This is a genomic window from Streptomyces sp. NPDC001532 (assembly GCF_040298625.1).
GTDB lineage: Bacteria > Actinomycetota > Actinomycetes > Streptomycetales > Streptomycetaceae > Streptomyces.
This window is the reverse complement of sequence record NZ_JBEPAL010000019.1, coordinates 63835-89499: the sequence shown is the minus strand read 5'-3', so window position 1 is coordinate 89499 and position 25665 is coordinate 63835. Positions and strand designations below refer to the sequence as shown.

Sequence of the window (25665 nt, the reverse complement as noted above, 5' to 3'; positions counted from 1 at the left end):
GTGATCCCCATGGACAGCACCGACATGGATCGGTTCGAGGCCGGCCGGAACCGGCTGGCCTCGTTGGCGTACCGGCTGCTGGGCTCCGCCACCGACGCCGAAGACGCCGTACAGGACGCGTTCCTGCACTGGCAGGCCGCAGACCGGCAGCGGATCGAGGTCCCGGAGGCATGGCTGACCAAGGTCGTCACCAACCTGTGCCTCGACCGGCTCCGCTCGGCACAGTTCCGCCGCGAACGCGCCGCCGGCGCGTGGCTGCCCGAACCGCTCCTCGACGGCGACCCCATGCTCGGCCCCGCCGACACCTTCGAGCAGCGCGAATCGGTCTCCCTGGCCGTGCTGACCCTCATGGAACGCCTGTCACCCTTCGAGCGGGCCGTCTACGTCCTGCGCGAAGCGTTCTCCTTCAGTCATGCCGAGATCGCCGGGATCCTCGACATCACCGAGTCCGCGAGCCAGCAGCACCTCCACCGCGCCCGGCGCCGTATCACCGCCGGGCGCGGCCGGGGCGGCGAGGTCGACCCGGCGTCCGCCCGCAAGATCGTCGAGGAATTCCTCGCCGCCGCCTCGTCGGGCCGTACCGAACGGCTGGTGGCGCTGCTCACGGACGACGCGATCGCGATCTCCGACGGCGCCGGACTGACCCAGAAGCTGCTGCGGTTCGACACGGCGCGGCGCATCGCCGCCGTCGCACGGGCCGGATTCAGGCCCACCGCCGCGAAACGGCGACTCGTCGGCGGCACGCCCGCCATCCACTACGCACTCGTCAACGGCGCTCCCGCCATCCTCGTCGTGCTCGACGGCCCGACAGCGCCGCCCAAGGTCAGCGGCGTCGTGACGTTCGACATCGCCAACGGCAGGATCACGACGGTACGCGGCATCGCGACCCCCGCGCGTCTCGTCCGCCTCACCGAAGCCTGGCGGCAGCACGAGCCGGACGTACCGCTCGTCGCCGAGTGGTGAGCTGACACGGGCACGGATACGGAAACGGACACGGACACGGATACGGACACGGATACGGACACGGATACGGATACGGAAACGGAGGCGGACGCGGGCGCCGAAGCCGACGCCGACCGCGGTCAGGCGCAGCGCGTGTGTCGCGCCGAGCCGCGAGTCGGCGGCTGCGGCTACGGCTGTAGCACCTTCAGGTCAGGCGCGCGCCCTCGCGGCCGGGCCCAGGCTCACACTGGGGCTGCGGCTCACACTGGGGCTGCGGCTCACACTGGGGCTGGGGCTCAGCCCAGGATGCCCCGGTCATAGCCGACCGCCACGGCCGCCGCGCGGTCCTTCACACCCAACTTGCCGTACAGATGGGTCAGATGAGTCTTGACGGTCGCCTCGCTGATGAAGAGTTCACGCGCTATCTCGCGGTTCGACGTGCCCTTGGCGACCAGTTCGAGCACCTCGCGCTCCCGCGCCGACAGCCTGTCGCCCGCCGGGACGGCGGGCTTGCGGACGGCCGAGACCAGGCGGGAGGCGACCGCGGGGGACAGGACGGTGCGCCCTTCGGCGGCGGCGCGGACCGCTGCGAACAACTCCTCGCGAGGCGCGTCCTTCAGCAGGTAACCGGTGGCGCCGGCATCGATCGCGGGGATCGTGTCGGTGTCCGTGTCGTAGGTGGTGAGAACGAGGACTTTGGCGCGGGCGCCGCGTCGGGTGAGTTCGGCGATGGCCTCCACACCGCTGCCGGCCGGCATGCGCAGGTCCATGAGCACGACATCCGGGTCGAGGCGCAGGGCGAGCTCCACGCCTTCGACGCCGCCCGCGGCCTCGCCGAGGACACCGAAGCCGGGAGCGGTGGCGAACATACCGCGCAGACCGTCCCGTACGACGGGGTGGTCGTCGACGATCAGCAGGGTGATGGTGTGGTCAGTCATGGCGGACCAACGGTACGCGAGCACTGATCGCGGTGCCCTGGCCGGCTTCCGACTCCACGGCGACGGTGCCCGCGATGCGTTCGGCGCGGGTGCGCATCCCGTGCAGACCGAAGCCGCCCGAGCCGGTGCGCGGCGGCACGGCGAGGGGATCGAAGCCGCGCCCGTCGTCACGTACGTCCAGGGTGATCTCGTCGCCCATGTAGGAGAGGGTGACGCCGGCTCGGGTGGCCTCGGCGTGTCTGGCGGCGTTGGCGAGGGCTTCCTGGGCGATCCGCAGGAGAGTGGCGGCGACCTCCCCGTGCAAGGGTTCCTCGGTACCGGTCACCGTGAACCGGACGGCGACACCGGTCCGTTCGGACCACTCGCCGACGGTCTTCTTCAGCGCCTCGGGGAGCGTGTCGTGCTCCAGGGCGACCGGGGAGAGATTCTGCACCGAGCGACGGGCCTCGCCCAGGGAGTGCCGGGCCAGGGTCTGGGCGCGGTCCAGGTGTTCGCGGGCCAGGCCGGGGTCGGTGGTGGAGGCGACCACCTGGAGCTGGGCGATGATCCCGGCCAGGCCCTGGGCGATGGTGTCGTGGATCTCCGCGGCCAGGCGGCGCCGCTCGTCGGCCACGCCCGCCTCCCGTGCCTGGAGCACGAGTTGGGCGTGCAGGGCGGCGTTCTCGGCGAGTGCCTTCTCCAGGGCGGCGATCGTCTCGGCTCGCTCCCTGACCTTCTCGGCCTCCTTGGCCTCCAGATTGCTCATGACGAGGACGAGCACGGTGTTCAGCAGGAACAGCGCCCCGAATGCGGCCCAGCCGAGCGGAGAGGCGGGCGGCAGGCCGCCGGACTGCGAGCCGCCCATGATGACCGCGGTGACGACGTACCCGACCCGGGCGGCGCGCGGCGGCAGCAGCCGCCCGGTGTCGAAGTAGCCGAGACAGGCGTAGATCGCGAAGAACGGGTTGAGCCAGGTGAGGATGAAGGCGAGAACGGTACGCAGGGTGAAGTAGACGTATCCCGCGAGGGTGCGCCCGGGCAGTACCGGCATGCCGGCGTCCGCCACTTGGTCACAACCCCGTTCCTGCGCACCGCCGTTGAGCCTGTCCGCCGCCAGCAGCCGCGGCACCGCACGGGTCCACCACGCCTGAAGCGCCAGCGCGGCGAGAACCAGTCCCGCCGCGGTGAACACCTCGGAGCGGGTCATCACCGCGTCGGCGGCCGCGGCTCCGACGAGGGTGGCGAGGCCCAGCAGGGCATACGGGCCGTACCGGAAGAACTGTGCCCAGCGTTCCTCGACCGTCGTCGTCATCCCCTGCCCTACTCCCACTTGAACCAGCGTCCGGCCGCCGCCGTCAGCACCACCGCCCACAGCGCCATGATCCCGAGGTGCGCCCAGCCGGGCCAGTCTCCCGCCGCGGCCGCGTCGAGGGACTGCGCGGCGGCGCCCAGCGGGGTGAGGTCCACGACGCGCCGGATGGCCTCGGGCATGGTCGAGACGGGCAGCCAGACCCCGGAGGTGAACATCGCCGGAAAGAACACCGCCGAACCCACCGCCTGAGTGATCTTGGTCGTACGGCTCACGGCGGAGACGGTGCCGCCGAGCGCCAGGGTGGCCACGGTGGCCAGGACGAACGCCGTGAGCCAGCCGGGCAGATGGCGGGGCAACGCCACGTCGAACACGATCCGGCCCACCGCCATGGCGATCGCGGCGGAGACTCCCACGGCGGCGGCGTGCAGCACGATCTGTGCGCCGACGAGGGCGCCCGGCCGCACGGGAGTGGTGGACATCCGGCGCAGGATGCCCCGCTCGCGGTAGCCGGTCAGCACGGGCGGCATGGACTGGATGCCGGCCGTGATCATGGCGAGCAGTACGGCGATGGGGACGTACAGGTCCACGACGCGCAGGCCGCCCAGATCCGCCGAGTGCTCTCGGAACGAGGGGATGGAGCCCAGCACGCACAGCAGGAGCGTGGGGAAGGCGAGGATCCAGAAGAGGGCGGCGGGCTCCCGCAGGAAGAGTCGTGCCTCGGCCCTGAGCACGGCGACGGAGCCGTCCCCGAGGGGGAGGGAGAAGGCGGTCGGCCGGGTGCCGGGGCTGGTGGCGGTCATGCGTCGGGTCCCGTCAGGTCGAGGTAGGCGTCGTCCAAGGTGGCCTCCGTGATACGGAGGTGATGCGCGGTGATGCCCTGCCCGGCGAGCAGTGAGAGCACCGCGCTGACGGTCTCGTCGGTGCCGTCGACCACGATCCGGCCGCCGCCCAGCTCCCGCACGGACGTGACCGAGGGCAGGTCCGCCAGCTGCCGGGTGTCCAGCGGCGCGGAGGGACGGAAGGAGATCTCCGTACCGCCCGCGCTGCGCCCGATCAGGCCTGCCGGAGTGTCCAGCGCGGTGAGGCGACCCTTGTCGATCAGCGCGATCCGGTCGCACAGGCGCTGGGCCTCCTCCATGAAGTGCGTGACCAGCAGCACGGTGACGCCGCTGTCGCGCACCTCCTCGATGAGCCGCCAGGTGTCCCGGCGGGCACGCGGGTCGAGGCCGGTGGTGAGTTCGTCCAGGACGACGATGCGCGGGTTGCCGACCAGGGCCAGCGCGATGAACAGCCGTTGCTTCTGGCCGCCGGAGAGCTTCGCGAAGCGGGTTCGGAGCTGGGCGGTGAGCCCCAGACGCTCGGCCAGATCCCGCCAGTCGGCGGGGTCCGGGTAGCAGGCGGCGTAGAGTTCGAGCGCCTCCCGCACCGTGATCTTCGGTTGCAGCCGGCTCTCCTGGAGCTGGGCGCCCAGGAGGCGGGTGACGGCGCCGCGATCGATGGCCGGGTCGTAGCCGGCGACCCGGACGGTTCCGCCGTCCGGCCGCCGCAGTCCCTCCACGCACTCCACCGTGGTGGTCTTGCCCGCGCCGTTCGGACCGAGGATTCCGAAGACCTCCCCCTCCTCGACGGCGAAGGACACACCGTCGACGACCCTTCTGCCCCCGTAGGCCTTCCGCAGGCCGCTGACTTCGATGACTGCCATACCGAGAGCGTGCCGCGGCGGGGCGGGGGCGGGCATCGGCCATCGCGCTCGAAGGCACATCAACCGATCGGCTGATGGCGGGATACGACCGTCGCGGTCGAAGCCGCGTGGGCATGGCCGCTGTGGCCCTCGGCCTCGCCTTCGGCGGGTCGATGCTTCGCCAGGACGACGCCGGCTCACGAGGGCGCGACCGCGGTGCATCCGTCCGGGCACGCGGACCCGAATCATCCGTCGATGGGCGATTTGTTCAATTCGGCGCCCTGAGTAGTGGCCGACCATCCGCCATCTTCCCTCTTCGTGGGAGCACTCATGATCGTCAAGAAGCTGCACGACGCCGGTGTGAAGAGCGAGCACGCCTACCTCGCCGCCACCGCCTCCATCGGCCTGTCCCTCGTCTCGTGGCTGACCTCCAGCCGGACCGAGAACCTGGAGCGCGCGGACCGCTGGGGCATCTTCGTCGGCGAATGGGCCCCCACCTTCTTCGCGCTGGGACTCGCCCTGGCCAACTACGAGAACGGCGACGCATCGTGACCGAGTCACTGCACCCGCCGGGCGAGACACCTCCCGTGGAGGGGTCGACAGCCGAAGCCCATCCCGAGCGGCCGGACGGCGGAGTCTGGGAACACCCGCACCTGTGGCTGTTCCTCATCGTGATCGGCTGTCTGCTCATCGCCGGCTTCTTCGTGGCGAGAGTCATCGACCTGTGACCTGGCGGCTCGGTCTCGACCGAGCCGCACGCCGCGGTTCACCGGCACCGCTCACCGGGGAATGCGGCTGCCCGCCGGCGACCGCTCAGAGTCGGTACGGCCCTCGGACGAGGCTGTCCCCCGAGTGGTCCGGCTTGCCGTTGTACGGCTGGACCGAGACGTCCACCACCGAGTACTCGGTGAGATCGACGTTGTCCGGCACGGGCAGTGCGGCGTGGCCGTCGGGACCGAGGACGCCCATGGAGATCAGCTTGGTGTGGCTGCGGTCCATGAGCCAGACCTCGAAGTAGCCGGAGGTCTGGGGGAGGCCCTGGACCGTTATGTCGAGGGTGCGGCCGCTGTCACCGCCGGTGAGCCGCGCGTATCCGACCGAACCGGCCTGGAGCGAGTCCAGTCGTGCGCCTTGGGTGGCCGGGGCGGTGACGGCGGTGTCGTCGCCGGCCCACCAAGTGATCCCAGCGCCTGCCGCGGCACCGAGGAGTGCGGCACAAGCGGTGAGCATCACGGCGAAGCGACTCAGCCGACGGGGCCGGGGGACCGGGGGCGCGGTCGTGGCGCCGCCGCCGTCCTCCGGCGGGCGCATGACCCGCGTCGTGGTCTGCGTGGGCTGAGACGACGGCTGAGGCGGCACCTCCTCGCCGCCGTCCGCGCGGGCGGTGTCCCTGTGCGCGGCGCCCGGCCGTGAGCCGAGTCCCAGTTCGTCGGCGATGTCGTCCCACAGGTCGGCCGGTGGTTCAAGGAGCTCGTCGTCCCGCACCACGGGCGCTCTGGTCGTCGCGACCACGTGACGCAACCGGACCAGTTCCTGGCGGCACCGCTCGCACTGGCGCAGGTGCTCGTCGGCCGTGGACGGCGCGGCCTCACCCAGCGCCATCAGCGCCAGCGTCTCCTCGTCAGCGTGCTTCACCGTCCACCTCCAATCGGTGCTTCATGCGCATCAGCCCACGCCGAGTGTGCGTCTTCACCGTGCCCAGGGGGAGCCCTGTGCGCTCGGCGATCTGTGCCTGCGTGAGGTCTTCGAAGAAGGCCAGCCTGAGCACGGTCTGCTGCTGTTCGGGCAACCTCTCCAGCTCGTCGACGAGAAGCAGATGGTCCACCACGGAGTCCGACGGTGAGCGCTGCTCCTGCGAGTGCGCGACTGCCGTCGCACCGGTGGCCGCCTCCAGGTCTCTCAGGTGTCGGGACCGATGGGCATGGGCGTCAGCCACCTTCTTGTGCGTGATGCCCATGATCCACGTCTTCAGTGACGCTCGTCGTGGATCGTAGCCCCGCCGGCCGCGCCAGGCTCCGACGAACACCTGCTGGGTGACGTCCTTGGCCTCCTCGGCGTCTCCCAGCCGCCGTGTCACCACGGTGAAGACCAGGGCGCCCCATCGGCGGTACGCCTCGGTGAGACACGACTCGTCGCCCTCGGCGAAGCCGCGGGCCAGCTCGTCGTCGGAGGCGGACGTCACGCCGACCACGTTAGCCGCCAGGACCTCGGATCCGCCCCACATCGTGGTCACGTCGGTGCCTCTACCGCCGTGACAACCAGGTTCTGCTGATATCCGCCCTTGTCGGGGAGGTACGGGCCGGTGCAGGTGATCAGGCTGAGGACCGCCGACCCGTCCCTGCGGTACACGCCGCTTCCGGTCAGTGTCTCCTTGTCGACAGTGCGTCGTGAGACGACTCGGAAGTCGACCCAGCTGCCGTCCGAACGCCGTATCCGCACCTCGTCGCCCTGCCGTACCTCGGACAGACCGGCGAGGACGCCCAGGTCACCCCGCTCGGAGTCGACATGCCCGACGATGACGGACGACCCCGTCGCCTCGCCCGGCCGCGGAGAGAAGCGGTACCAGCCGACCCGACGCGGATCCTCAGGCACCTCCATCTGTCCGTCCGCCGCGACCCCCACCGGGTCGACCGGAGCCCGGACGCCCAGCCGGGGCAGCTCCAGGACCGACGGCTCCCGGACCGACGGCTCCGGGACCGACGGCTCTCGGACCGTGGGGGCCGCCGACGCCGTCGTACCCGCCTCCTCCGTGGCAGCCGGTTCCGGTGTCCTCTCCAGGGCCCGCTGGGCAGCCGTGGGGCGGCTGCCGAGTGCGGTCCCGAAGTCGTCCACATCGGCGCTCGGCCGCCCGCTCCACGTCCCGACGGCCATCGCGACGGAGACGAGGAGCCCCACGACAGCCACAGCCAGGGCGGCCAGCAGCGTGCGCCGTGGCGCTGGGGTGCCCATACGAATCGTCCTCCGGGTACCGTTGGGGCCGGCGTGCCGCAGCCGGCCGGGGGCGGCGGGCGGCGGCACACCGTGCGTGCGGTCCTAGCGAGTGGTCGCGCGCAGTCGCATCAGCAGTCCGGCCACGGCGACGGCGGACACCGCACCGAGGGACAGGGCGCCGAGCGGGACGCTCTCGTTGTGCGCGGCGGCCTGTCCGCTGCCACCGGCGGGTACACCATCGGGAGCCGAGTGCATACCGGTCAGCGCCTGCGTCTTCAGCGCCAGGCTCTTGTCGTCGGCGCTGCCCCACGCGTAGACGACGGTGTTGGTGCCCTCGGTCAGATTCAGCTCGGCAGGACCGATGGCGACGGTGTCGGTGCCGGCGAGGACCACATCGGCGGAGACCGTCCCGGCCTTCACCTCTGCCGTGGCCTCGTCCGGGTTCTTCAGATCCTCGAACACCGGGGTGCCGTTGGCGCGGACGTCGACGGCGGGTGCCGCCGCGACATGGCGCACCGTCAGCCGGGCCTCACCAGCGGGCACCTTGGAGGTGTCGTTGACGAACGCGTCCAGGGCGGGCTCGCCGTCGGCGGTCAGATGGGCCACCAGGGTGGCGTCGGCCCCGTCGGGCACGTCGACCGTCTTCTCGATGGCGGGCGTACCGTCCGGGCCCTTGCCGTCCTCGAAGATCCTGATGTCGTAGGACCCGGCGTCCAGCTTCATCGGTTCGGTCAGTGTTCCTGGCTCGAAGTCGGCGATCAGCTCCTTGTCTCCCGCGTAGACGTCCACCGTCAGACCGGGTACGGCGTGCAGCACCGACACCGTGGCCTGCTCGTCGTCCGCGGACGACGACTGGGCCAGCGCGGTGGAGGCACCGGTGACGGACAGGACGACGACAGCTCCGGCGGCCAGCGCCGCGCCCGCTACTCGTGCGGTCATGGCAATCTTCCTTCCGGGTTGGTGCAGTGCTCGGCCTCTGCGCAGAAGCATTCGGCCGGGCGCAGAGGCGCGGTTTCACCCGAAGCCCGTTTTTTCGAGGACACCGAACCGGGACGCCGGGACGCCGGGACGCAGGGACGGACGGCTGACCGGCTCCGGCACACGGCGCCACGCGGCGGCTCGAGCAGCGGCGGTCGGGTTGCCGGGCCGGATGCCGGGCCGGATGCCGGTCGGGCCGGCGGGCTGACCGCGGTCAGGGCCGAACGGCCCGAGCGAGGGACCACGTCATGGCGGACCCTGGAACTGCGGGGCACAGCGTGCACCGCACCGCACTCCAGGAAGGTTCGTCATGAAGGGCTATGTGTTCCAGGGCCCGGGCCAGTCCTCCTGGCAGGACGTCCCGGACCCTGCTGCGAAGGAGCCGACCGATGTCGTCGTTCACGTCGACTCCGTCACCATCTGCGGCACCGACCTGCACATCCTCAAGGGCGACGTCCCTGAGGTCCGCCCCGGCACGGTCCTCGGGCACGAGGCGGTGGGCGAGGTCGTGGAGACCGGCGCCGACGTGCGCACGGTCCGCCCGGGCGACCGGGTCCTGGTCTCCTGCATCACGGCCTGCGGGCGCTGCGCGTACTGCCGCCGGGCGATGTACGGCCAGTGCCGGGGCGGCGGAGGCTGGATCCTCGGCCATCTGATCGACGGCACCCAGGCGGAGTACGTGCGCGTGCCGTACGCCGACCTGTCGGTGCACCCACTGCCCGCCACGGTCACGGACCGTGACGCCGTCCTGCTCGCGGACATCTTCCCGACCGCCTACGAGGTGGGCGTCCGCAAGGGAGAGGTACAGCCCGGCGACACCGTCGCCGTGGTCGGCGCCGGACCCGTCGGCCTCGCGGCCGTCGCCACGGCCCGGCTCTTCAGCCCCGAGCAGATCCTCGTCGTGGACCCGGCCGCGACCCGGCGAGACGCCGCACGGGAGCTCGGTGCGGACGCCGTAGGGGATCCGGCCGAGGCACCGGAGGAACTGATCGCCGATCTGACCGACGGGCTGGGAGCCGATGTGGTCATCGAGGCGGTCGGACTGCCGGAGGCCTTCGAACTGTGCACCCGCATGGTGCGGCCGGGCGGGCACGTCGCCAACGTCGGCGTGCACGGCAAACCCGTGACCCTGCACCTGGAAGACCTGTGGATCAAGAACGTGACGATCACCACCGGCCTGGTCGACACCCATTCGACGCCCACCCTCCTGCGGATGGCGGCCGCCGGCCGCCTGCCCGCCGCCGCCCTGGTCACCCACACCTTCCCGCTGCAGCGGATGGCGGAGGCGTACGACGTCTTCGCCGCGGCCGCGGACACCGGCGCGCTCAAGGTGGTGCTCAGCGGGGAACCCCACGGAGAACTGGCCGTCACATCGTGAGACGACGCCTGATCAGGGCTGCTGCGACGGGCGACCACGTGCTGGAGGAGGCCGGGCGGCGTCTCGTGTGCCGCCCGGCCATGAGGTCACGCGGTGGCCGGCTGCGCGGGCAGGACGTGGTCGCCGACCTTGTCCGTGCTCAGGCACAGTGAGCAGATCATCGCGTCGTGGGTGCGGCAGGCGGCCAGGTCGGGACGCTCGTAGGGCTGGTGGCAGACGTGGCAGTCGTACGTCGTCGCGCTCGGGTTGCCGTCCGCGTCGAGCAAGGGCTCGGCTATGCCGTCGTCGGACCGGCGCAGGTAGTACCTGCCCTTGGTGACGACGGCCATCAGCGGAGTGAGGACGAAGGCGATGACGGCGGCGGCGACGGGCGAGTACGGCTGGAGGGTGTCGCCGAGCGCGTGGAAGTACATGGCGATGGAGAGGCCGGAGGCGGCGACGAACGCGACGACGCCGACCGGGTTGACGGCGTAGAGCATGCCGCGGCGGAACTCGGGCGCGTGCGGTGAGAGCTTCAGCAGGTACTTGTTGACGCCGATGTCGGTGGCGACGGTGACGACCCAGGCGATCGCGCAGTTCGAGTAGAAGCCGAGGATGCTGTTGAGGAAGCTGAACATGTCGGCCTCCATCAGCACGAGCGCGAAGGCCAGGTTGACCAGGACGAAGATCATGCGGCCGGGGTAGTGCTTGGTGACGCGGGTGAAGGAGTTCGTCCAGGCCAGCGACCCGGAGTAGGCGTTCGTCACGTTGATCTTGATCTGGCTGATGACGACCAGTGCCACGGCCAGCGGAAGGACCAGCCAGGACGGCATCATCGCGTCGAAGGCGCCACGGAACTGCTGGATCGGCTCGGGGGCGGCCGTCGGCCCGACCTCGGCCAGGATGTAGACGGCGAGGAAGACACCGATGGCCTGCTTCAGGGCGCCGAGCACCACCCAGCCGGGGCCGGCCATGACCACCGCGGTCCACCAGGCCCGCCGGTTCGCCTCGGTCTTGGGCGGCATGAAGCGCAGGTAGTCGATCTGCTCGCCGATCTGCGCGATCAGCGACAGACACACGCCCGTGCCGAGCAGCACGGAAGCGGTGTTGACTCCGCCCTCGCCGTCGGTGCCGGCGTAGGAGAGGAAACGGTCCACCGTGCCCGGGTCGGTGGCGACCAGGTAGACCAGCGGGGCGACCATCAGCACGAGCCAGATCGGGGTGGTCCACACCTGGAGCTTGCTGAGTGCCTTCATGCCGTAGACGACCAGAGGGATCACCATCAGGGTGGAGACCAAGTAGCCCAGCCACAGCGGCATTTCGAGGCCGATCTTCAGCCCCTGCGCCATGATCGAGCCTTCGAGGGCGAAGAAGATGAAGGTGAAGCTCGCGAAGATGACACTGGTGAGGACCGAGCCGTAGTAGCCGAAGCCGGAGCCGCGGGTGATCAGGTCCAGGTCGATGTTGTAGCGGGCGCCGTAGTACGCGAGGGGGAAGCCGGTGACGAAGATGACGACCGCGGCGACGGCGATCGCCACGAGCGCGTTGCCGGTGCCGTGGGCCAGTCCGATCCCGGCGCCGATGGAGAAGTCGGCCATGTAGGCGATGCCGCCGAGTGCGGTCGTCGCCACGACCATCGGGGTCCAGCGGCGGTAACTGCGCGGCGCGAAACGGAGGGTGTAGTCCTCCAGCGTCTCCTTGGTGGCCTGGCTGGTGGGGGAGTGCGGCACCGTGGCCGTCTGAGGTGACTCAGTGGTGCTCATGGTCAGCTGTCAGCCCTTCGGGGATGCGGTACGCCTACGTACGGCGGGCGAGCGGCCGGGCGGATGGGCAGGTCGGCGGACGGGCAGGTCGGTGGGCGGATGGGCAGGCGGCGGACGGGCGACGCCACTTCGAACCGCGCCGCCGCCTCGGGGGGAAACGCGTCCGGCGAACCGCTCACGCGGGCCGAACTCCCGTATACAACTGCGGATTCATGAGCGGAGACGCTAGTGACCGCGTGTTTCCCTCAAGGCGCGTGTGGCGTGAACGGCAGGTTTCCGCACGCGTTCTCGAGGGCTTGTCCGGCGGGGTTCCGCCGGACAAGCCCCTGGGCTCGGGGAGGGCTCAGCGTTTGACCGTGAAGGTGAAGTCGCCGGAGAGCTTGCCGTTCAGCCGGACCGCTGAGAAGACCTTCCCCTCGGTGATCAGTCTCTCGACCTCGGCCCGCGAGAGGCCGCAGCCTTCAGCGATCAGTCGTACCGGCCGGACCGGAATCCGTGCCGCGAAGCGCACGGAGACGTCGATGACCTCGCGGTCCAGGTGGTCCGACCCGCCGGTGTCGAGACGCCAGGCGTGGTTCCAGTCGAGGGCGATGCGATTGCGGCGCTGGACGACCGGGTCCTGGAGCAACTCGGCTGCCAGGCCTGGGTCGTTGTCGTGCAGCCGGTCCAGCAGTTGGGGCCGGACGGAGCGCACGTTCATCCGCTCCAGGACCGTGAGCTTCGCCGTGTCCCCGCAGGAGGAGCAGAGTACGAGGAGCCAGACGTCGAGGAGCTTGTGGTTCGCGTTGACGCGGAACTTGCCGTTCGGCCGGAAGCGCCCGGACGGGCAGGCGTGACAGCGGCGGAGAACGGTCGGCAGGCAGGTGGGCATGACCACCCAGGTGTTGAGCACAGAAGTACACCGGTTTCAGTGAGAAGTCCGCAGCAAGAAGCAGCGCGGCGCACAGGTGCGACGCGCGACAGATCAGCGCTCGGGAGGTCTCACAGGGTGTACAACGGGGTGTCCTCTGCTGGGCGACTCGGTTCGGCAGCACGGTAATGGCGCACGGCGGCGCCGCTCCACTGGTTTTGGCGTCATGCTCGTGGGGCTGTTGGCGGGTGCTGGGGTGTGTTGCCGGGGGTGAGCGCCTGTGCGCCCCACAAGCCCTCTCCCCGAGCGACGCCGACACGGCGCACCGTCGTAAGCATGGGGGACGCCGGGGAACTGGAGCTGGACTGCGTGGGCCGCGGTGACGGCAGCGGCTGCCCGCACCACGCCGTACTGCTGATCGACGTGGGGATCGCGGAGTACCGCTGCGACGACTGCCGGCACTACTGGGAGCTGGACGAGACGGAGCCGGGTCGCCGGCCGGACCCGGAGGACTCCCTGACCCGGCCGTTGGGGGACCCGGGCGAGGTGGGCAAGGAGAGCGCGGCGTAGCGCCCGGAGCGGGGGTACCGGTGGCGCGTGCTAACGCCCTCGCCCGGTGCAGCCGGACGGGCCGTCGCCCAAGTCGTAGCAAGCCCGTGCGTCGGCGGGGGAGTCGACGCCGAGCATCAGGGTGTAGAGGGCGTGGCCCGGGACGGTCACCTGGCGGGACTGGCGACGGCTGTCGGTGGTCTCGACCCACACACGGTCCGCCGGCCGAGGGTCACGGATGCGGCCCCAGACCGCCTCGCACTTCGCGCTGTGGCGGAGTTCCACGGTTCGACCCGACACCGTACGCACCGCGTGCGTGCGCGCGTCCGACCAGCAGTCCGTCTCGCCCTGCTCGGAGTCCTGGCCGGTGCAGTCGTGTCCACGGCACGGGATCACGAGCCGTTCCGCGCCCGAAACCGGGCCTGGGCTTTCCTCGGCGGTCGCCCGTGTCAGCACCACGGCCGCCAGTACGCTCGCCATCACCACGCCGGTCAGTACGAGGGCGGCGGTGACGCCGGCGGGGACGGCGACGGGGACGGCGCGCCGCTCGGGCCTGCCTGCCGTCGGCGTGTGGTGCGCCGCGCCGGCGGCAGGTCGGTCATGTCCCGTGTCGGCAGGGGTGGCGTCGAGGCTGGTCTCCACCGCCGGTTCCGGAGAGTGGACCGGCGGGACATGTGATTTCGGAGGGGGCGGCCCGTTTCCCGCCGCCGTGTCGTGATGCTGCGCATCGCGACCGCTCCAGGAACTGTCGGCGAGTCGCCACAGGGCCAGCAGTCGTGCGGCGTCCGCGCCGCTCAGCTCGGCGAGGGCCTGCACCGCGTCCCGTGGCGGCAGCGCCCTCCCACTGAGGTAGCGCTGCCACGACGACTTGCTGTACGCGGTCGCGGCGGCCAGCGCGGCCAGGCTCATCCCGGTCGCCTTCTTGGCCTCCGTCAGCCGTTCCGCCAGTCGGCGGACCTCACAGGCGGCGTGCGGCGTGGAAGGCGACGGTGGCGGGGGTGGCGGGGGTGGCGGGGGTGGCGAGGGCGGGCCGTCCGGCCCCGGCCGGCTGTCCTCAGTCACGCGGCGGCCTCCTGAGTTCCCGCCAGGTACGAGGCCCGACCACGCCGTCGTCATCGAGTCCGCGAGACCGCTGGAAGCCCTGGACGGCGGCCTTGGTGTTGGGCCCGAAGGACGCGTCGATGCCCTTCGGGTCGAAGCCGTGCTTCTGGACCAGGCACTGGATCTCGGCGACCGCCTCGACGGTGACCCCGGCGAAGTACGGATCGGTCAGTGTCGTGCTGTGCCCCGCGTAGAGCAGACCGTCGCGCACGGTGAAGTAACAGGGAAACGTCCGGGGCGAGTATGTGGAGGTGGGGACCGTGGACGCTGCCGCCGTCGCACGCCGCGGTGCCGACGACTCCCACGGCCGTGCCGCGGCCAGCACTCCCGCCGTGACCAGCACGACGACGACCGCGGCCGCCGACACCATCACCGCCGTGCCGAACGTCGCCGTGCCGAACGCCGAGGTGCGGAGCGTGTTCGTGCCGAACGGCAGCCTCCGCACCGTCGCGACCGGCGCCGGCCTCCGTGTCTGTGTCTGTGCCTGCGGCAACGGCGTTGCCGCCGCCGGTTCGTACGAGGGCTCGGTCGCCGCTTCCTCCGGCTGCTCAGCCGCAGACCCGCCACCGGCTCCCGCATCGGTGCGCACCGCACGGGACTTGTCCGTCGCGACCGAGGTGGTGGCCACTTCCCACAGCGCGGCCAGCGTCGTGCGATCACCGCCGCAGGCGTCCGCCAGAGCCTCCACCGCCCACAGCGGTGGCAGCGACCTGCCGTTGAGGCAGCGCTCCCAGGACGACCTGCTGTACGAGGTCCTGCTCGCCAGCGCGGTCAGACTCAACCCGCTGTGATCCTTCAGCTGACGCATCTGCACCACGAGTTGCCGGACCGACAGGTCAAGCGTCTCGGGCAGCGGCCTCCAACGCGGCATGCCCATCCCCTTCACGCCACGCCGCTCCGTACGGCTTCGACGCGGGGGTAAGCGTACGGAAATCACGCTGGTCGCACACGAGTTCTCCCCGTCTCGGTCGGGCGCGTCACCCGGGAGGCCGGCCCGCGTCCCGGCGCCGCTTCGTCCCGTGCGGCATCCCCGCAGCTCAACGACGTGACCGTCCCAGGATGTCCCAACGTGACGATGAGCCTGGCCCCCGGACGAGCGGCCGACCAACATGACCGTCGTCCGGGCCGCGGCGGAGGTCACCGCCTCCGGCACCGGACACCGACCGCAGTCCGTTGCGCGACAACTCCACCTCAGACACGGAGCTTTGATGCCTTTCTCCACAACCCGTAGGTATGCCGCACTCCTGCTCGCGTCCGCCGCGCTGGTGGGCGGTACGGCGACCGGGGCCGTCGCGGCCGGAACCGGCGCCCAAGCGGCTGCCGCCTACCCGTGCGACGTCAACATGAGCTCCACCGGCCGGCTCACCGCCGGTTACTACAGCGGGGACACGGTCGTGCCGTCCACGACGCAGGTGACCGCCGCGGGCAAGGAGGCGCAGTGTCTCCTTCAGTACCAGGGCTACAACCCCGGCACCATCGACGGCGTCTTCGGCTCCCGCTCCCAGTCCGCCGCCCGGCTCTTCCAGAGCACCGTGAACGGCGCGTGCAAGGCCGGCCTGGCGGTCGACGGCAAGATCGGCCCCAAGAGCTGGCCCTACCTGCGCCGCCTGTACTGCTGATCCACTGATCAGCCTCCGGCGCCCAGGCCCCGGCTCGTGGAGCCGGGGCCTCCGCGTGTCAAGGACGAAGGACGGAGCGGTGGGACGCGCCGTGCCGCAGGCCGCCCCGTCCAACCGCGGGCCGCATGCCCGTCACCACGGCACCTCACCCTCGTCGTCGAAGAAGCGACCCGTCGGCCCGCCGTCCGGTACGGTCGCCAGCCGGATCGCGGAGGCCGCGCCCTGCTGCGGGGTGCGCACGCCCCGGAAGCCGTTCAGGTCGGTCGCGGTGAAGCCGGGGCAGACGGCGTTGATCAGGATGTCGGTGTCGGCCAGTTCCTTGGCGTACTGCACGGTGACGGCGTTGAGGAACGTCTTGGACGGCGCGTAGGCGGCGGAGATCGGGCCCGTATCGGTGCCGGGTGTCGTCTGGAGCGTGAGGGAGCCGACGCTGCTGGAGACGTTCACGATCCGCGGGGACGGCGAGCGGCGCAGCAGCGGCAAGAAGGCGTTGGTGACGCGGATGACACCGATCACGTTGGTCTCCACGGCCGCCCGCACCCGGTCCACGTCGACCGAGGTGGGCTCCTGCGGTGAACCGCCGGTGATCGCCGCGTTGTTGACGAGCGCGTCGAGTCGCCCTGCCCGCTCCTCGACCAGCCGGGCCGCCGCCGTCACGCCGGCGTCGTCGGTCACGTCAAGCGGCACGCCGAACGCGTCGGCCCCGGCCGCGCGCAGCTTCGCCACGGCGGTCTCGCGCCGCTCCGCGTCCCGCGCGCCGACCCCGACGCACCAGCCGAGCGCGCCGAGCCCGGCGGCGATCTCGTACCCGATCCCCTTGTTGGCCCCGGTCACCAGCGCGACCTTTCGTCCATTCACGATGTTCGTCTCACTCATGACACCGATGGTTCTGCCTGGCCCGGCCGGGCGTCCAAGACCGATCGGGTGCACGGCGATACCGCCCGGGTATCGCTCCAGGCCGGCCCGGTTACGCTGGCGGAGTGGAGACACGAGAGCTGCGGTACTTCGTCGTGGTCGCCGAGGAGATGCACTTCGGCCGGGCCGCGCAGCGGCTGGGGATCGCCCAGCCCCCGTTGTCGCGGGCGATCGGCGGGCTGGAACGGCGCCTGGGCACCACCCTGCTGGAGCGCGACAGCCGCGGTGTCGCCGCCCTGACCGAGGCCGGGACGGTACTGCTGCGGGAGGCGCGAGCGGCACTGGACGCCGTCGAGGCCGCCGAGCGGCGCACCCGCCGGGCCGCCCTCGCCGCGACCGGCCGCCCCGCGGTGGTCCTCGCCGCCAAGGCGGGCGCCTCCGACGAACTGCTGGCGAAACTGCTCGGCGCCTACGCCGGCGAGCCCGGTGCCGTCGCCGTGGACGTCCTGCTGTGCGGGCCGGGCGAGCAGGCGCGGGTGCTGAGCGACGGCCGGGCCGACGTGGCCCTGCTGCACCGGCCCTTCGACGACACGGCCGGCTTCGACACCGAGGACCTGCACACCGAGGGTCAGGTCGCCGTCCTCCCGGCCGGCCATCCCCTCAGCGTCCGCCCCCACCTGCGGCTCTCCGAGGTCACCGACCTGCCCGACCTGCCCCTGCCGCGCTGGCCGCGCCCCGACGGGACCTTCCCGGACGGCCCCGGCCCGCAGGTGCGCGACCACACGCAGCTCACCCAGCTCATCGCCCTGGGCCGTGCCTGCGCGGTCGTCCCGGAGTCGGGCCGCACCGGTCTTCGCGACGACCTGACCGCCGTACCGGTCTCCGACGCCCCGCACGTCACCACGGTGATCGCCTGGCCCCCGCACAGCCGCTCGCCCGCGGTGGCGGGCCTGGTCCGCTCGGCCACCGCCCTGGTCTCCCGGCTACAGGCCGACGACGGTGACTGAGGGCCGGGCGGGTGCCGCGCTGAGGGCGGCGAGCACGGAGTGATTCTGGCGCGCCCGCCGAAGGTGCTCGGGGTCGAGCTCCACGACCACCAGTGCGGGATCACTGGGCCCCGCTTCGGCGACGAGCCGTCCCGTGGCGTCCCATACGGCGCTGCCGCCGCACGCCTGCCATCCGCCGGTCGTGCCGACGTGGTTGGCCAGCACCGCGTACATGGTGTTGTCGCAGGCACGGGCGGGAAACCACGTCCGTGACTCGTGACGACCGTTGCCGACGCCGAACAGCGCGCCGACGACGTAGGCGTGGCAGCCGGAGAGGGCGGCGGCGCGGGCGTGCTCCGGGAAGCCGGCGTCGTAGCAGATGCCGAGGCCGAGCCGCCAGCCGTCGACGTCGAGCGACAGTCCGTCGTCGCCCGGCCGGTACAGGGCGCGTTCCGAGGGGAAGAGCCACTGCTTGTCGTAGCGAGCCGACACCACACCGGCGGAGCCGACGACCAGAGCGGAGACGAACAGCTCGCCGGCCTGGTGCACGGCCGTACCGACCACGGCGACGACGCCGGTGTCACGGCAGGCCGCCGACAAGGCGTCGAGTCGGCTGTCGCCGTTCGCCTGCACCGCGTGCTCGAGCGGGTCCGCGCGGATGAGGTCGGGCTCGTAACCCGTGAGGAACTTCTCCGGGAACACGATGAGACGGGCCCCGTCGGCGGCAGCCGCTTCGACCATGCCGACGGCAGCGGCGACATTGGCGTCGATGTCCCCGGGGACCGAGCGTGCCTGCGCTGCCGCCACTCGCAAGGGGAGAGAGGGGTGAGAGGTGGCCGCGCTCATGAGGTTCCTTTCGCCGGAGGGCGCAATGTCGTGTGGCTCGTGGTCCATGCTGGGCCATGATCGACATGACATCCAACGATCATTCATGAAGGTCGCATAAGCCGTGCTGATGGCCGGGCCGGGCCGGCTACACATGTTCCGTTCGCGGGCAGTGGCCCACCCACCTGCCCTCCTCCCACTTGCTACCGGCTCTGGGGGGCTCAGCTCGTCCGCGTGTTCCCGCGGTCCGTGGCGACGCGGAGGAGCACGGCGAGAGCCATCAGGACGATGCCGAACCAGACGACACTCGTCACACCCACGTGATCGACGAGCAGACCGCCGAAGACGGCGCCCAGGGCGATGCAGGTGTTGTAGGCCATGGTGTTGAGCGACATCGCGGCCTCGAAGGTCTCGGGGGCCGCCGAGAGCGTCATGTTGATCTGGCTGAGTTGCACGACACCGAAGGCCACGCCCCACACGACCATGGCGGCCATGACACTCACCTCGTTCGCGCCGGCCGTCAGCAGCAGGACGAGCGCGGCGATCAGGACCAGGCCGCCCACGACGAAGCTGCCCCGCAGGCTCTTCCTGACGGTCTGGCCGCCGATGAAGTTGCCGATCGCGCCACCGATCCCGAAGACGATGAGGACGACGGTGATGAAACGGGCGGTGGCGGACGCGTTCTCCTCCAGGTAGGGACGGACGAAGGTGTAGGCGCCGAAGTGGCCGAGGACGAACAGCACGACCATGACGAGGACCACGCGCAGCGGTACGTTCCTGACCGGCAGCCCGAACACCTCGCGTACCGACACCGCGTTGGTCGACGGCAGTGACGGAACGGTGCAGGCGACCGCGAGGAGCACCAGAGCGCTGAGGCCGGCCCAGACCAGGAAGGTGGCGCGCCAGTCCATGGCGCTCTCCAGCAGGGTGCCGAGCGGGATGCCGACGACGGTGGCGATGGAGATGCCGGACATCACCACGGCAGTGGCCCGGTTGGCGTGCTTCTCCGGGACGATGCGCATGGCCATGCTGACGCCGATGGCCCAGAAGACGCCGCTGGCGAAGCCCATGACCAGACGCGTGCCCAGGATCAGCGGGTAGTTGGGGGCGATCGAGGTGATCAGGTTTCCGACGGCCAGGACGGCCAGCAACGCGCTCAGCAGCAGTCGCCGGTTGACGCGCCGGGTCCACGCCACGATGAACGGCACGCCGAGACCGGCCGCGACCCCCTGCGCCGTGACCATCAGGCCGGCCGCGCCGACGGACACCCCGAGGCTCTCGCTGAGCGGGGTGAGCAGGCCGATCGGCATCAGTTCGGTGGTCAGGAAGACGAACAGACTGGCGGTGATCGCGGCCACACCCAGCCATCCCCGGCCCGGAGGCACCTGCCGGCGTGGCGTGCCGGCACGGTTCGCCGGGTTCTGTCCGTCGTCCTGCGTGCCGCCCTGCACGCCGTCCCGCTCGTCGTTCCGCATGCCGTTCTGCATGCCGTTCTGCACGTCGTCCTGCACACCTTCAGGCGCGGTCACGCGATCCTCCGGATCTGGTCGGGCTCGGTACGGGAAGTGGTAGGGGAGGCCGGCGGCGGCGGTGCGGTCGGGGGAGCCTGCGGCGGCCGTGCGACCGGGGGACGCTCGGGCCGATCGGGACCGCTCAGGCTTCGCCCACGTGGGCGCGGCCGGCCGAGCACGACCGCCAGGAAGACCACGAGCACGCCGACGATCTGGAGGACGGACAGCTCCTCGTCCTTGAACAGGTGGCCCAGCAGGGTCGCCACCACCGGGCTGCCCAGTCCGAGGAAGGAGACCGCGACGGTCGGCAGGCGTTCGATGCCCCGGAACCAGACGACGTAGCTCAGGACCGCGCCCAGAGTGACGAGGTAGGCGAACCCGATGGCATTGGAGCCGGTGAGACCGTCGGGAAGGTCCTCCAGCGCCAGCCAGAAGGGCAGCAGCACGAGACCGCCGGCCGTGAGTTGCCACCCGGTGAACGTGAGCAGACCGACACCCTCCGGCCGGCCCCACCGCTTGGTGAGCGTGATGCCCGAGGCCATGCACAGCGCTCCGCCGGCCGCGGCGAGAACCCCGACGGTGTCGAGCGACGCCGGACCTCTGACGACGAGCAACACCACACCCCCCACACCCATCACGCACGCCAGAGCCTGGAGGGCTCTGATCCGCTCACCGAGGAAGAGGGCGGCGAGCATCGCGACGAGCGTGGGCTGCGCCGACATGATGACGGCGGCGATGCCGCCCGGCAGGCGGTAAGCAGCCACGAACAGCAGGAAGTTGAAGGCGCCGATGTTCAGGACACCCAGCACCGGCACACGCCACCACCAGACGCCCACCGGTGACTTCCGGCCGAGCGCCAGCAGGATCAGACCGCCTGGCAGCGCCCTCATGGTGGTGGCGAGGAGCGGCCGGTCCGGCGGCAGCAACTCGGTGGTCACCAGATAGGTGCTGCCCCAGACCGCCGGAGCGAGACCCGTCAGGGCCGGGGTGAACACGGCCTGTCTGCTCTTCACCATGCCTCGATCCCGTAGAAGTGTCCCGCGGACATGACGGGCAGCGCAGGCGTGATCTCCGGGTTCGCCCGCGGTCCCCGACGGAGGGCGGACCGTCATGGGCTCGCCCGAGGCGGCCGCACGACGCTCCCCGCCGCGCGCGGCTGTTCGCCACCGGTCACCAGTCTCATGGCGGCCGATCGATGAGTCCAATGCATGCTTGTCACCCCATGGATCTCGAATCACGATGGATCCATGGAGCTCCAGCAGATGCGGTACGTGATCGCCGTGGCCGAGACGAACAGCTTCACCAGGGCTGCCCAGCGCTGCCTGGTGGTCCAGTCCGCGCTCAGCCATCAGATCGCGCGCCTGGAGAAGGAACTGGGCGCGAGGCTCTTCGAACGCACCAGCCGCCGGGTCCGGCTGACCGCGGCGGGCGCGGCCTTCCTGCCCGCCGCCCGCCAGTGCCTGGACGCTGCGGAACGGGCCGCCGCCGAGGTCGCGGCGGCCGTGGGGGAGGTGCGCGGACGCCTGGCGGTGGGGCTGATCCCCAGCGTTGCCGCCGTGGACATCCCCACCGTCCTCAAGGACTTCCACCAGCGTCATCCCAAGGCCCGGATCAGCCTCAGCGTGGGAGCGAGCGACGAACTCGTCGAGCGGGTCAGGGAGGGTGAGATCGAGGTGGCCTTCCTCGGCATCCCGGTCACGTCCCGCCCTCGTGGCGTCAAGGCCCGGGAACTGGCACGGGAGCGGCTGGTCGCCGTGGTCTCCCCGGACCACCCGCTCGCCGGCGAGACCTCGGTCGATCTGCGCCGGCTGTCCACGGAGGTGTTCGTGGACCTCCCGGCGAAGACCGCCGGCCGGGCCCAGTCCGATCTGGCCTTCACCGCGGCCGGCCTCACCCGCGACGTCGCCTTCGAGGTGACGAACGCGGACTACCTGGCCCGACTCGTCGGCGCGGGCCTGGGAGTGGCCCTGCTCTCGCCCACGTACGTGGCGAGCCTGGCCGGGGTGGCCACGATCGAGATCACGGACGCACCCGCCCGCGCCGAGTATGTGATCTGGGGCAACGAGAGCCTCACCCCGGCGGCCGCGGCCTTCCTGGAACTGCTGGGCATCGAGGAGGAGTGAACACGGGCGATCCCAGCTCGTGCTTGTCCGCGTACAACCTTTGCGCCCGGTCGCCGGTCTCCTTGATCGCTCAGCCGTCGCGTACGTCGGGACCACGCCACACAGGTCCGACGGTCCCGGTCGGCGCGAAGGCCGTAAGACGTATGCACCAAGCAGACGTATGCACCAAGCAGGAGAACCAGCGTGACCCAGCACCTCCACAGATCCCTGGCCATCGCCGCCGTCGCGGCCCTGACGGGCGGGATGCTCACCGTGACGGCCGGCCCTGCCGGCGCCGCCGGGTCCAATGTGCCCGGCGACTTCAACGGCGACGGCTACCGCGACATCGCGGTCTCCGCTCCCGGTGCGTACGTGGCCGGCAAGTCCGCCGCCGGGCAGGTGGTCGTCCTGTGGGGCGGTGTCGGCGACCCGAGCAGCGCCCGGCGTACCGTGATCAGTCAGGACAGTCCCGGTGTTCCGGGCGGGTCCGAGGCCGGTGACCGCTTCGGCGACGCCGTCGTGGCGCAGGACTTCAACGGCGACGGCTACGCCGACCTCGCAGTCGGCGCCTCCGGCGAGGACGTCGGCACCGACACCGACGGCGGTACGGTCGCGATCCTGTGGGGCTCCGACGCGGGCCTGACCACCGGTGTGACGATCGCCGACCCGGCGCCGGGCTCCCACGACAAGTTCGGCCGGGTCCTCGCCGCGCTGGTCGACAGCGACCAGAAGCCCGACCTGGCCATCGGCTCTGACAAGGCGGCGATCGACGTCTTCCGCGGCGGCTTCACCAAGGCCGGTGGCCATGGCGGCGCCTACCGCTTCACCCCTCCTGCCTCGGTCACGGGCGCCCCGACGGCCATCGCCTCGGGCAACTTCGGCGGCGAGGACCTGATCGCCGACATCGTCGTCACCGGCGCGAGCACCTACTACGCGCTCGGCTCGGCCACCGGCCTCGACCCCGCCGGCATCGTCAAGCTGCCCACCAGCACCTCCGCCGCCATCGGCGACTTCGACAACAACTACTACGAGGACATCGCGCTCGGCGCCCCGAACGAGGGCGGCGGCGTCGTCCGCGTCTTCAACGGCGACGCCAAGGGCCCGTCCGCCACCGTCTCCTACACCGTCACGCAGGACTCGCCCAACATCCCGGGCGCCGGCGAGTCCGGCGACCGCTTCGGCGCCGCCCTGGAAGTGGCGGCGTCCCACGGCTACGGCGCGAACCTCCTGGTCATCGGCGCCCCGGGCGAGAGCCTCGGCAGCGCCGGCGGCACCGGGGCGATCACCGTCGTCTACGGCGGTGAGAAGGGCTTCGACGCCATCGGGGCCGACAGCACCACTACCGCCCAGTTCTTCGCCCAGAGCACCCCGAACGTTCCGGGCGACGACGAGACCGGCGACCACTTCGGTGCCTCCCTGCACCTTGCCGACACCCACAACGACGGGAACTGGGACCTCCTCGTCGGCGTTCCCGACGAGAACGCGGGCGACGGGTCGGCCGTCTACTTCCGCGGCAACACCGGCCCCGGCGCCACCGGCACCCCCGGCATCACCGCCTCCGGCACCGGCGTCTCCACCTCCGGCACCCCACAGTTCGGCGCACACCTCGCCGGCTGAGGCGTGAGCCGTTTCGTTCGGATCATTTGCATCCGGAGTGGAGAGTCCGGCGGAGCGCGGAGACTCCAACCGAGCCCTGCAACCGCCCCACCCGGCGCGCCCTCTCTTCAGCAGGCGGGCCGGGTGGGGGGTGGCTCGGGTGTCAGTCTGTCAAGTGGGTCACGACCGAGCGGATCGCCTGGCGCAGGGCGGGGCGGGTCTCCTCGGGCGGGTCGATCGTCTCGAAGCCGTGGTGGCCGTTGGGTACGTCGATCAGTTCCAGGCGCGTCCCGCTGTCCTTGGCCGCGGTCACGAACGCCTCCACGGTGGCGGCGATCTCGGGTGCCTCCAGGCCGGCCCGGAGGAGGACGACGGGCAGGTCACCCGCATGCGCGACCGCCTCGGCCGGGCGGAACCGGTCGCCGGACAGGCCCCAGTTGGGCATCGGCGCCAGGATCGGATAGGAGGCGGCCACGCAGCGCAGCCAGGCCGGGAGATTCCTCAGCCAGTCCGCGGTGAGCGGGCCGCCGCCGGAGAGGAACCACAGGGCGATGCGGTCGGCGTCCACCCGGGGATCGGCCCGCACCAGGTCCACCGCGGCGGTGACGTCCTCGGCGGCGCGCTCGTAGTCGGTGACGTCGTGCAGCCGGTGGTCGAGGGTGACGCCGACCATGCCCTCGGCGGCCGCCAGACGGGCGTACCCCACCATGGTCGGCCACTCGCGCGGGGTGGGTCGCGATCCGGCGGGGACCGGGCCGCCGTGCACGAAGACCACGGCCGGCCGCGGCCCCTCGCCGTCGGGAACGTACAGGTCGACGTGGCCCTCGCGGTCCCTGGGCAGCTCAGGCACGTCCAGCGGGAACGGGCGCCGATGGGCAGGCGGTGCGCCGGCGCCGGCCGGGCGCAGACGGCGCCCCTCGCCGGCCGCGGCGCGCAGCAGCACGTCCGCCAGTTCGGCGGGACGGGACAGCATCGGCCAGTGCCCGGTGGGCAGGTCGAAGAAGGAGACCGCGGGGTCGGTCAGGGCCGCCAGCACGGGGTCGCCGAGGTCGACGAGTTGCTGCACCATGTCGACGCTGACGCCGTTGAGGGTGCACAGCACCCCGGTGGTCGGCGCGGCCGTCACCGCTTCGGTGAGCCGTAGCGGCTGGAGCAGCGTGCCCAGCGGCTGCGGCGCGGCAAGGGCCGTGAGCCGGTCCAGTGCCGCGTCGCCGACGTCGGCCGTACTGCCCCAGCGCTGCCACTCCTCACGGGCGGCCGGCGGCGCCAACTCGCCCGCGTACAGCGCGCGTTGTGCTTGCTCGGCCAGTCGCGCGCGCAGCGCCTGGTCCGGTACGGCGGCCAGAGCCGGGACGCCGTTCTGCGGCATCCCGCAGTCCAGGTACACCACGCGGGAGACGCGCTGTGAGCGCCGGTCGACGGCGCCGAGCACCGGATGGATGCCGTAGTCGTGACCGACGAGCACGATCTCCCGGCCGGACACCCCGCCCACAGCGTTTCCCGCCTCCCCCACGTCCTCTGCCGCCGGTCCCGCCGTGTCCACCGCGTCGATCTCCGCGATCACGTCCGCGATGTGTGTCTCCAGATCGACGCCGGCCGACGTGGCGGGGCGAGTGGCGTCGACCGCGGTGAGCGGGACCGCGCGCACCTCGCTGCCGGCCGCGGTCAGCCGCGCGGCCGTCTCCTGCCACACGTGGGTGCCGGTGAACACGCCCGCCACCAGGATGAACACGGTCATGGCCTTCTCCTCGGGTCCGTCATATGACGTCGCGCCGGTCGCGCACGCCGCA

The 25665-nt window shown here is 71.5% G+C and carries 26 protein-coding genes; 9 read left to right on the top strand and 17 right to left on the bottom strand.

Annotated elements, in window-relative coordinates; all coding sequences use genetic code 11:
* Positions 1-9 precede the first annotated feature (9 nt).
* Positions 10-963 (top strand): sigma-70 family RNA polymerase sigma factor, encoded by a 954-nt coding sequence (locus ABT232_RS19265; protein WP_351841359.1) that lies wholly within the window; start codon positions 10-12, stop codon positions 961-963.
* Between the two features lie 275 nt (positions 964-1238).
* Here ABT232_RS19265 and ABT232_RS19260 read toward each other — a convergent pair whose 3' ends face one another.
* The 4 genes from ABT232_RS19260 to ABT232_RS19245 are packed head-to-tail and all read right to left on the bottom strand — an operon-like array spanning position 1239 to position 4873.
* Positions 1239-1880, bottom strand: coding sequence for a response regulator (locus tag ABT232_RS19260; RefSeq protein ID WP_351841357.1), 642 nt, complete (start codon positions 1878-1880; stop codon positions 1239-1241).
* The gene (locus tag ABT232_RS19255; RefSeq protein WP_351841355.1) at positions 1873-3171 is read right to left on the bottom strand and encodes a sensor histidine kinase; all 1299 of its coding nucleotides are present in this window, start codon (positions 3169-3171) and stop codon (positions 1873-1875) included. The genes ABT232_RS19260 and ABT232_RS19255 overlap by 8 nt, the downstream gene beginning before the upstream one ends.
* An 8-nt stretch (positions 3172-3179) precedes the next feature.
* Entirely contained in the window at positions 3180-3971 is a 792-nt protein-coding gene (locus tag ABT232_RS19250; RefSeq protein ID WP_351841353.1) for an ABC transporter permease, read from the bottom strand.
* Complete coding sequence (locus tag ABT232_RS19245) at positions 3968-4873, bottom strand: ABC transporter ATP-binding protein (protein WP_351841351.1); 906 nt, start codon at positions 4871-4873, stop codon at positions 3968-3970. The genes ABT232_RS19250 and ABT232_RS19245 overlap by 4 nt, the downstream gene beginning before the upstream one ends.
* A 309-nt stretch (positions 4874-5182) precedes the next feature.
* Between ABT232_RS19245 and ABT232_RS19240 the strand changes: the two genes are divergently transcribed.
* Together ABT232_RS19240 and ABT232_RS19235 are read left to right on the top strand one after the other, a co-directional pair.
* Entirely contained in the window at positions 5183-5404 is a 222-nt protein-coding gene (locus ABT232_RS19240; protein WP_351841350.1) for a hypothetical protein, read from the top strand.
* Positions 5401-5580 carry a DUF6480 family protein gene (locus ABT232_RS19235; RefSeq protein WP_351841348.1) on the top strand — a complete coding sequence of 60 codons (180 nt, stop codon included), beginning with the start codon at positions 5401-5403 and terminating at the stop codon, positions 5578-5580. The genes ABT232_RS19240 and ABT232_RS19235 overlap by 4 nt, the downstream gene beginning before the upstream one ends.
* 85 nt (positions 5581-5665) lie before the next feature.
* Here the strand turns inward: ABT232_RS19235 and ABT232_RS19230 are convergent, their stop codons facing one another.
* The 4 genes from ABT232_RS19230 to ABT232_RS19215 form a co-directional block, all read right to left on the bottom strand.
* The gene (locus ABT232_RS19230) at positions 5666-6487 is read right to left on the bottom strand and encodes an anti-sigma factor (RefSeq protein WP_351841346.1); all 822 of its coding nucleotides are present in this window, start codon (positions 6485-6487) and stop codon (positions 5666-5668) included.
* On the bottom strand, positions 6474-7034 hold the full coding sequence (locus ABT232_RS19225; RefSeq protein WP_351841344.1) for an RNA polymerase sigma factor: 561 nt from the start codon (positions 7032-7034) through the stop codon (positions 6474-6476). Before ABT232_RS19225 ends, ABT232_RS19230 begins: the two co-directional genes overlap by 14 nt.
* Positions 7035-7081: 47 nt before the next feature.
* Positions 7082-7801, bottom strand: coding sequence for a class F sortase (locus ABT232_RS19220; protein ID WP_351841342.1), 720 nt, complete (start codon positions 7799-7801; stop codon positions 7082-7084).
* 84 nt (positions 7802-7885) lie between these two features.
* Positions 7886-8722 (bottom strand): DUF4397 domain-containing protein, encoded by an 837-nt coding sequence (locus tag ABT232_RS19215; protein WP_351841340.1) that lies wholly within the window; start codon positions 8720-8722, stop codon positions 7886-7888.
* Between the two features lie 349 nt (positions 8723-9071).
* Between ABT232_RS19215 and ABT232_RS19210 the strand changes: the two genes are divergently transcribed.
* Positions 9072-10139 carry a zinc-dependent alcohol dehydrogenase family protein gene (locus tag ABT232_RS19210; protein ID WP_351841338.1) on the top strand — a complete coding sequence of 356 codons (1068 nt, stop codon included), beginning with the start codon at positions 9072-9074 and terminating at the stop codon, positions 10137-10139.
* An 86-nt stretch (positions 10140-10225) separates the two neighbouring features.
* On the opposite strand, the gene ABT232_RS19205 is transcribed toward ABT232_RS19210, so the two are convergent.
* Both ABT232_RS19205 and ABT232_RS19200 read right to left on the bottom strand, forming a co-directional pair.
* Entirely contained in the window at positions 10226-11881 is a 1656-nt protein-coding gene (locus ABT232_RS19205) for a purine-cytosine permease family protein (protein ID WP_351841336.1), read from the bottom strand.
* A 343-nt stretch (positions 11882-12224) separates the two neighbouring features.
* On the bottom strand, positions 12225-12773 hold the full coding sequence (locus tag ABT232_RS19200) for a DUF1062 domain-containing protein (protein WP_351841334.1): 549 nt from the start codon (positions 12771-12773) through the stop codon (positions 12225-12227).
* A gap of 294 nt (positions 12774-13067) precedes the next feature.
* On the opposite strand from ABT232_RS19200, the gene ABT232_RS19195 reads away from it, so the two are divergent.
* Positions 13068-13301: a hypothetical protein gene (locus ABT232_RS19195; protein ID WP_351841332.1), complete on the top strand. Its 234-nt coding sequence runs from the start codon at positions 13068-13070 to the stop codon at positions 13299-13301.
* 30 nt (positions 13302-13331) lie between these two features.
* Here the strand turns inward: ABT232_RS19195 and ABT232_RS19190 are convergent, their stop codons facing one another.
* The gene (locus tag ABT232_RS19190; RefSeq protein WP_351841330.1) at positions 13332-14342 is read right to left on the bottom strand and encodes a helix-turn-helix domain-containing protein; all 1011 of its coding nucleotides are present in this window, start codon (positions 14340-14342) and stop codon (positions 13332-13334) included.
* Positions 14335-15252 carry a helix-turn-helix domain-containing protein gene (locus ABT232_RS19185; protein WP_351841328.1) on the bottom strand — a complete coding sequence of 306 codons (918 nt, stop codon included), beginning with the start codon at positions 15250-15252 and terminating at the stop codon, positions 14335-14337. Before ABT232_RS19185 ends, ABT232_RS19190 begins: the two co-directional genes overlap by 8 nt.
* Positions 15253-15589: 337 nt before the next feature.
* On the opposite strand from ABT232_RS19185, the gene ABT232_RS19180 reads away from it, so the two are divergent.
* Positions 15590-16000, top strand: a complete 411-nt coding sequence (locus ABT232_RS19180) for a peptidoglycan-binding domain-containing protein (protein ID WP_351841326.1) — start codon at positions 15590-15592, stop codon at positions 15998-16000.
* Positions 16001-16132: 132 nt separating this feature from the next.
* Here ABT232_RS19180 and ABT232_RS19175 read toward each other — a convergent pair whose 3' ends face one another.
* On the bottom strand, positions 16133-16876 hold the full coding sequence (locus ABT232_RS19175) for an SDR family oxidoreductase (protein WP_351841324.1): 744 nt from the start codon (positions 16874-16876) through the stop codon (positions 16133-16135).
* 104 nt (positions 16877-16980) lie between these two features.
* Here ABT232_RS19175 and ABT232_RS19170 point away from each other — a divergent pair, with 104 nt between their 5' ends.
* On the top strand, positions 16981-17862 hold the full coding sequence (locus tag ABT232_RS19170; protein ID WP_351841322.1) for a LysR family transcriptional regulator: 882 nt from the start codon (positions 16981-16983) through the stop codon (positions 17860-17862).
* Here the strand turns inward: ABT232_RS19170 and ABT232_RS19165 are convergent.
* The 3 genes from ABT232_RS19165 to ABT232_RS19155 form a co-directional block, all read right to left on the bottom strand.
* Positions 17839-18687, bottom strand: coding sequence for a carbon-nitrogen hydrolase family protein (locus ABT232_RS19165; protein WP_351841320.1), 849 nt, complete (start codon positions 18685-18687; stop codon positions 17839-17841). The genes ABT232_RS19170 and ABT232_RS19165 overlap by 24 nt on opposite strands.
* Positions 18688-18887: 200 nt before the next feature.
* Positions 18888-20195 (bottom strand): MFS transporter, encoded by a 1308-nt coding sequence (locus tag ABT232_RS19160; protein ID WP_351841318.1) that lies wholly within the window; start codon positions 20193-20195, stop codon positions 18888-18890.
* Positions 20192-21193 carry an EamA family transporter gene (locus ABT232_RS19155; protein WP_351841316.1) on the bottom strand — a complete coding sequence of 334 codons (1002 nt, stop codon included), beginning with the start codon at positions 21191-21193 and terminating at the stop codon, positions 20192-20194. The genes ABT232_RS19160 and ABT232_RS19155 overlap by 4 nt, the downstream gene beginning before the upstream one ends.
* 231 nt (positions 21194-21424) lie before the next feature.
* Here ABT232_RS19155 and ABT232_RS19150 point away from each other — a divergent pair, with 231 nt between their 5' ends.
* Together ABT232_RS19150 and ABT232_RS19145 are read left to right on the top strand one after the other, a co-directional pair.
* Positions 21425-22300: a LysR family transcriptional regulator gene (locus tag ABT232_RS19150; RefSeq protein ID WP_351841314.1), complete on the top strand. Its 876-nt coding sequence runs from the start codon at positions 21425-21427 to the stop codon at positions 22298-22300.
* A gap of 183 nt (positions 22301-22483) precedes the next feature.
* A complete protein-coding gene (locus tag ABT232_RS19145) occupies positions 22484-23896 on the top strand; it encodes an FG-GAP repeat protein (protein WP_351841312.1) in 1413 nt (470 codons plus the stop codon).
* Between the two features lie 142 nt (positions 23897-24038).
* Here ABT232_RS19145 and ABT232_RS19140 read toward each other — a convergent pair whose 3' ends face one another.
* The gene (locus ABT232_RS19140; RefSeq protein WP_351841310.1) at positions 24039-25613 is read right to left on the bottom strand and encodes an alpha/beta hydrolase family protein; all 1575 of its coding nucleotides are present in this window, start codon (positions 25611-25613) and stop codon (positions 24039-24041) included.
* Between the last annotated feature and the right edge of the window lie 52 nt (positions 25614-25665).

Coding starts and splice junctions, on each gene's coding strand:
- ABT232_RS19205 (WP_351841336.1), bottom strand. CDS start 11,881: ATGAGCACCACTGAGTCACCTCAGACGGCCACGGTGCCGCACTCCCCC.
- ABT232_RS19240 (WP_351841350.1), top strand. CDS start 5,183: ATGATCGTCAAGAAGCTGCACGACGCCGGTGTGAAGAGCGAGCACGCC.
- ABT232_RS19140 (WP_351841310.1), bottom strand. CDS start 25,613: ATGACCGTGTTCATCCTGGTGGCGGGCGTGTTCACCGGCACCCACGTG.
- ABT232_RS19175 (WP_351841324.1), bottom strand. CDS start 16,876: ATGAGTGAGACGAACATCGTGAATGGACGAAAGGTCGCGCTGGTGACC.
- ABT232_RS19165 (WP_351841320.1), bottom strand. CDS start 18,687: ATGAGCGCGGCCACCTCTCACCCCTCTCTCCCCTTGCGAGTGGCGGCA.
- ABT232_RS19265 (WP_351841359.1), top strand. CDS start 10: ATGGACAGCACCGACATGGATCGGTTCGAGGCCGGCCGGAACCGGCTG.
- ABT232_RS19250 (WP_351841353.1), bottom strand. CDS start 3,971: ATGACCGCCACCAGCCCCGGCACCCGGCCGACCGCCTTCTCCCTCCCC.
- ABT232_RS19195 (WP_351841332.1), top strand. CDS start 13,068: ATGGGGGACGCCGGGGAACTGGAGCTGGACTGCGTGGGCCGCGGTGAC.
- ABT232_RS19210 (WP_351841338.1), top strand. CDS start 9,072: ATGAAGGGCTATGTGTTCCAGGGCCCGGGCCAGTCCTCCTGGCAGGAC.
- ABT232_RS19185 (WP_351841328.1), bottom strand. CDS start 15,252: ATGCCGCGTTGGAGGCCGCTGCCCGAGACGCTTGACCTGTCGGTCCGG.
- ABT232_RS19255 (WP_351841355.1), bottom strand. CDS start 3,171: ATGACGACGACGGTCGAGGAACGCTGGGCACAGTTCTTCCGGTACGGC.
- ABT232_RS19215 (WP_351841340.1), bottom strand. CDS start 8,722: ATGACCGCACGAGTAGCGGGCGCGGCGCTGGCCGCCGGAGCTGTCGTC.
- ABT232_RS19150 (WP_351841314.1), top strand. CDS start 21,425: ATGGAGCTCCAGCAGATGCGGTACGTGATCGCCGTGGCCGAGACGAAC.
- ABT232_RS19155 (WP_351841316.1), bottom strand. CDS start 21,193: ATGGTGAAGAGCAGACAGGCCGTGTTCACCCCGGCCCTGACGGGTCTC.
- ABT232_RS19220 (WP_351841342.1), bottom strand. CDS start 7,801: ATGGGCACCCCAGCGCCACGGCGCACGCTGCTGGCCGCCCTGGCTGTG.
- ABT232_RS19180 (WP_351841326.1), top strand. CDS start 15,590: ATGCCTTTCTCCACAACCCGTAGGTATGCCGCACTCCTGCTCGCGTCC.
- ABT232_RS19260 (WP_351841357.1), bottom strand. CDS start 1,880: ATGACTGACCACACCATCACCCTGCTGATCGTCGACGACCACCCCGTC.
- ABT232_RS19245 (WP_351841351.1), bottom strand. CDS start 4,873: ATGGCAGTCATCGAAGTCAGCGGCCTGCGGAAGGCCTACGGGGGCAGA.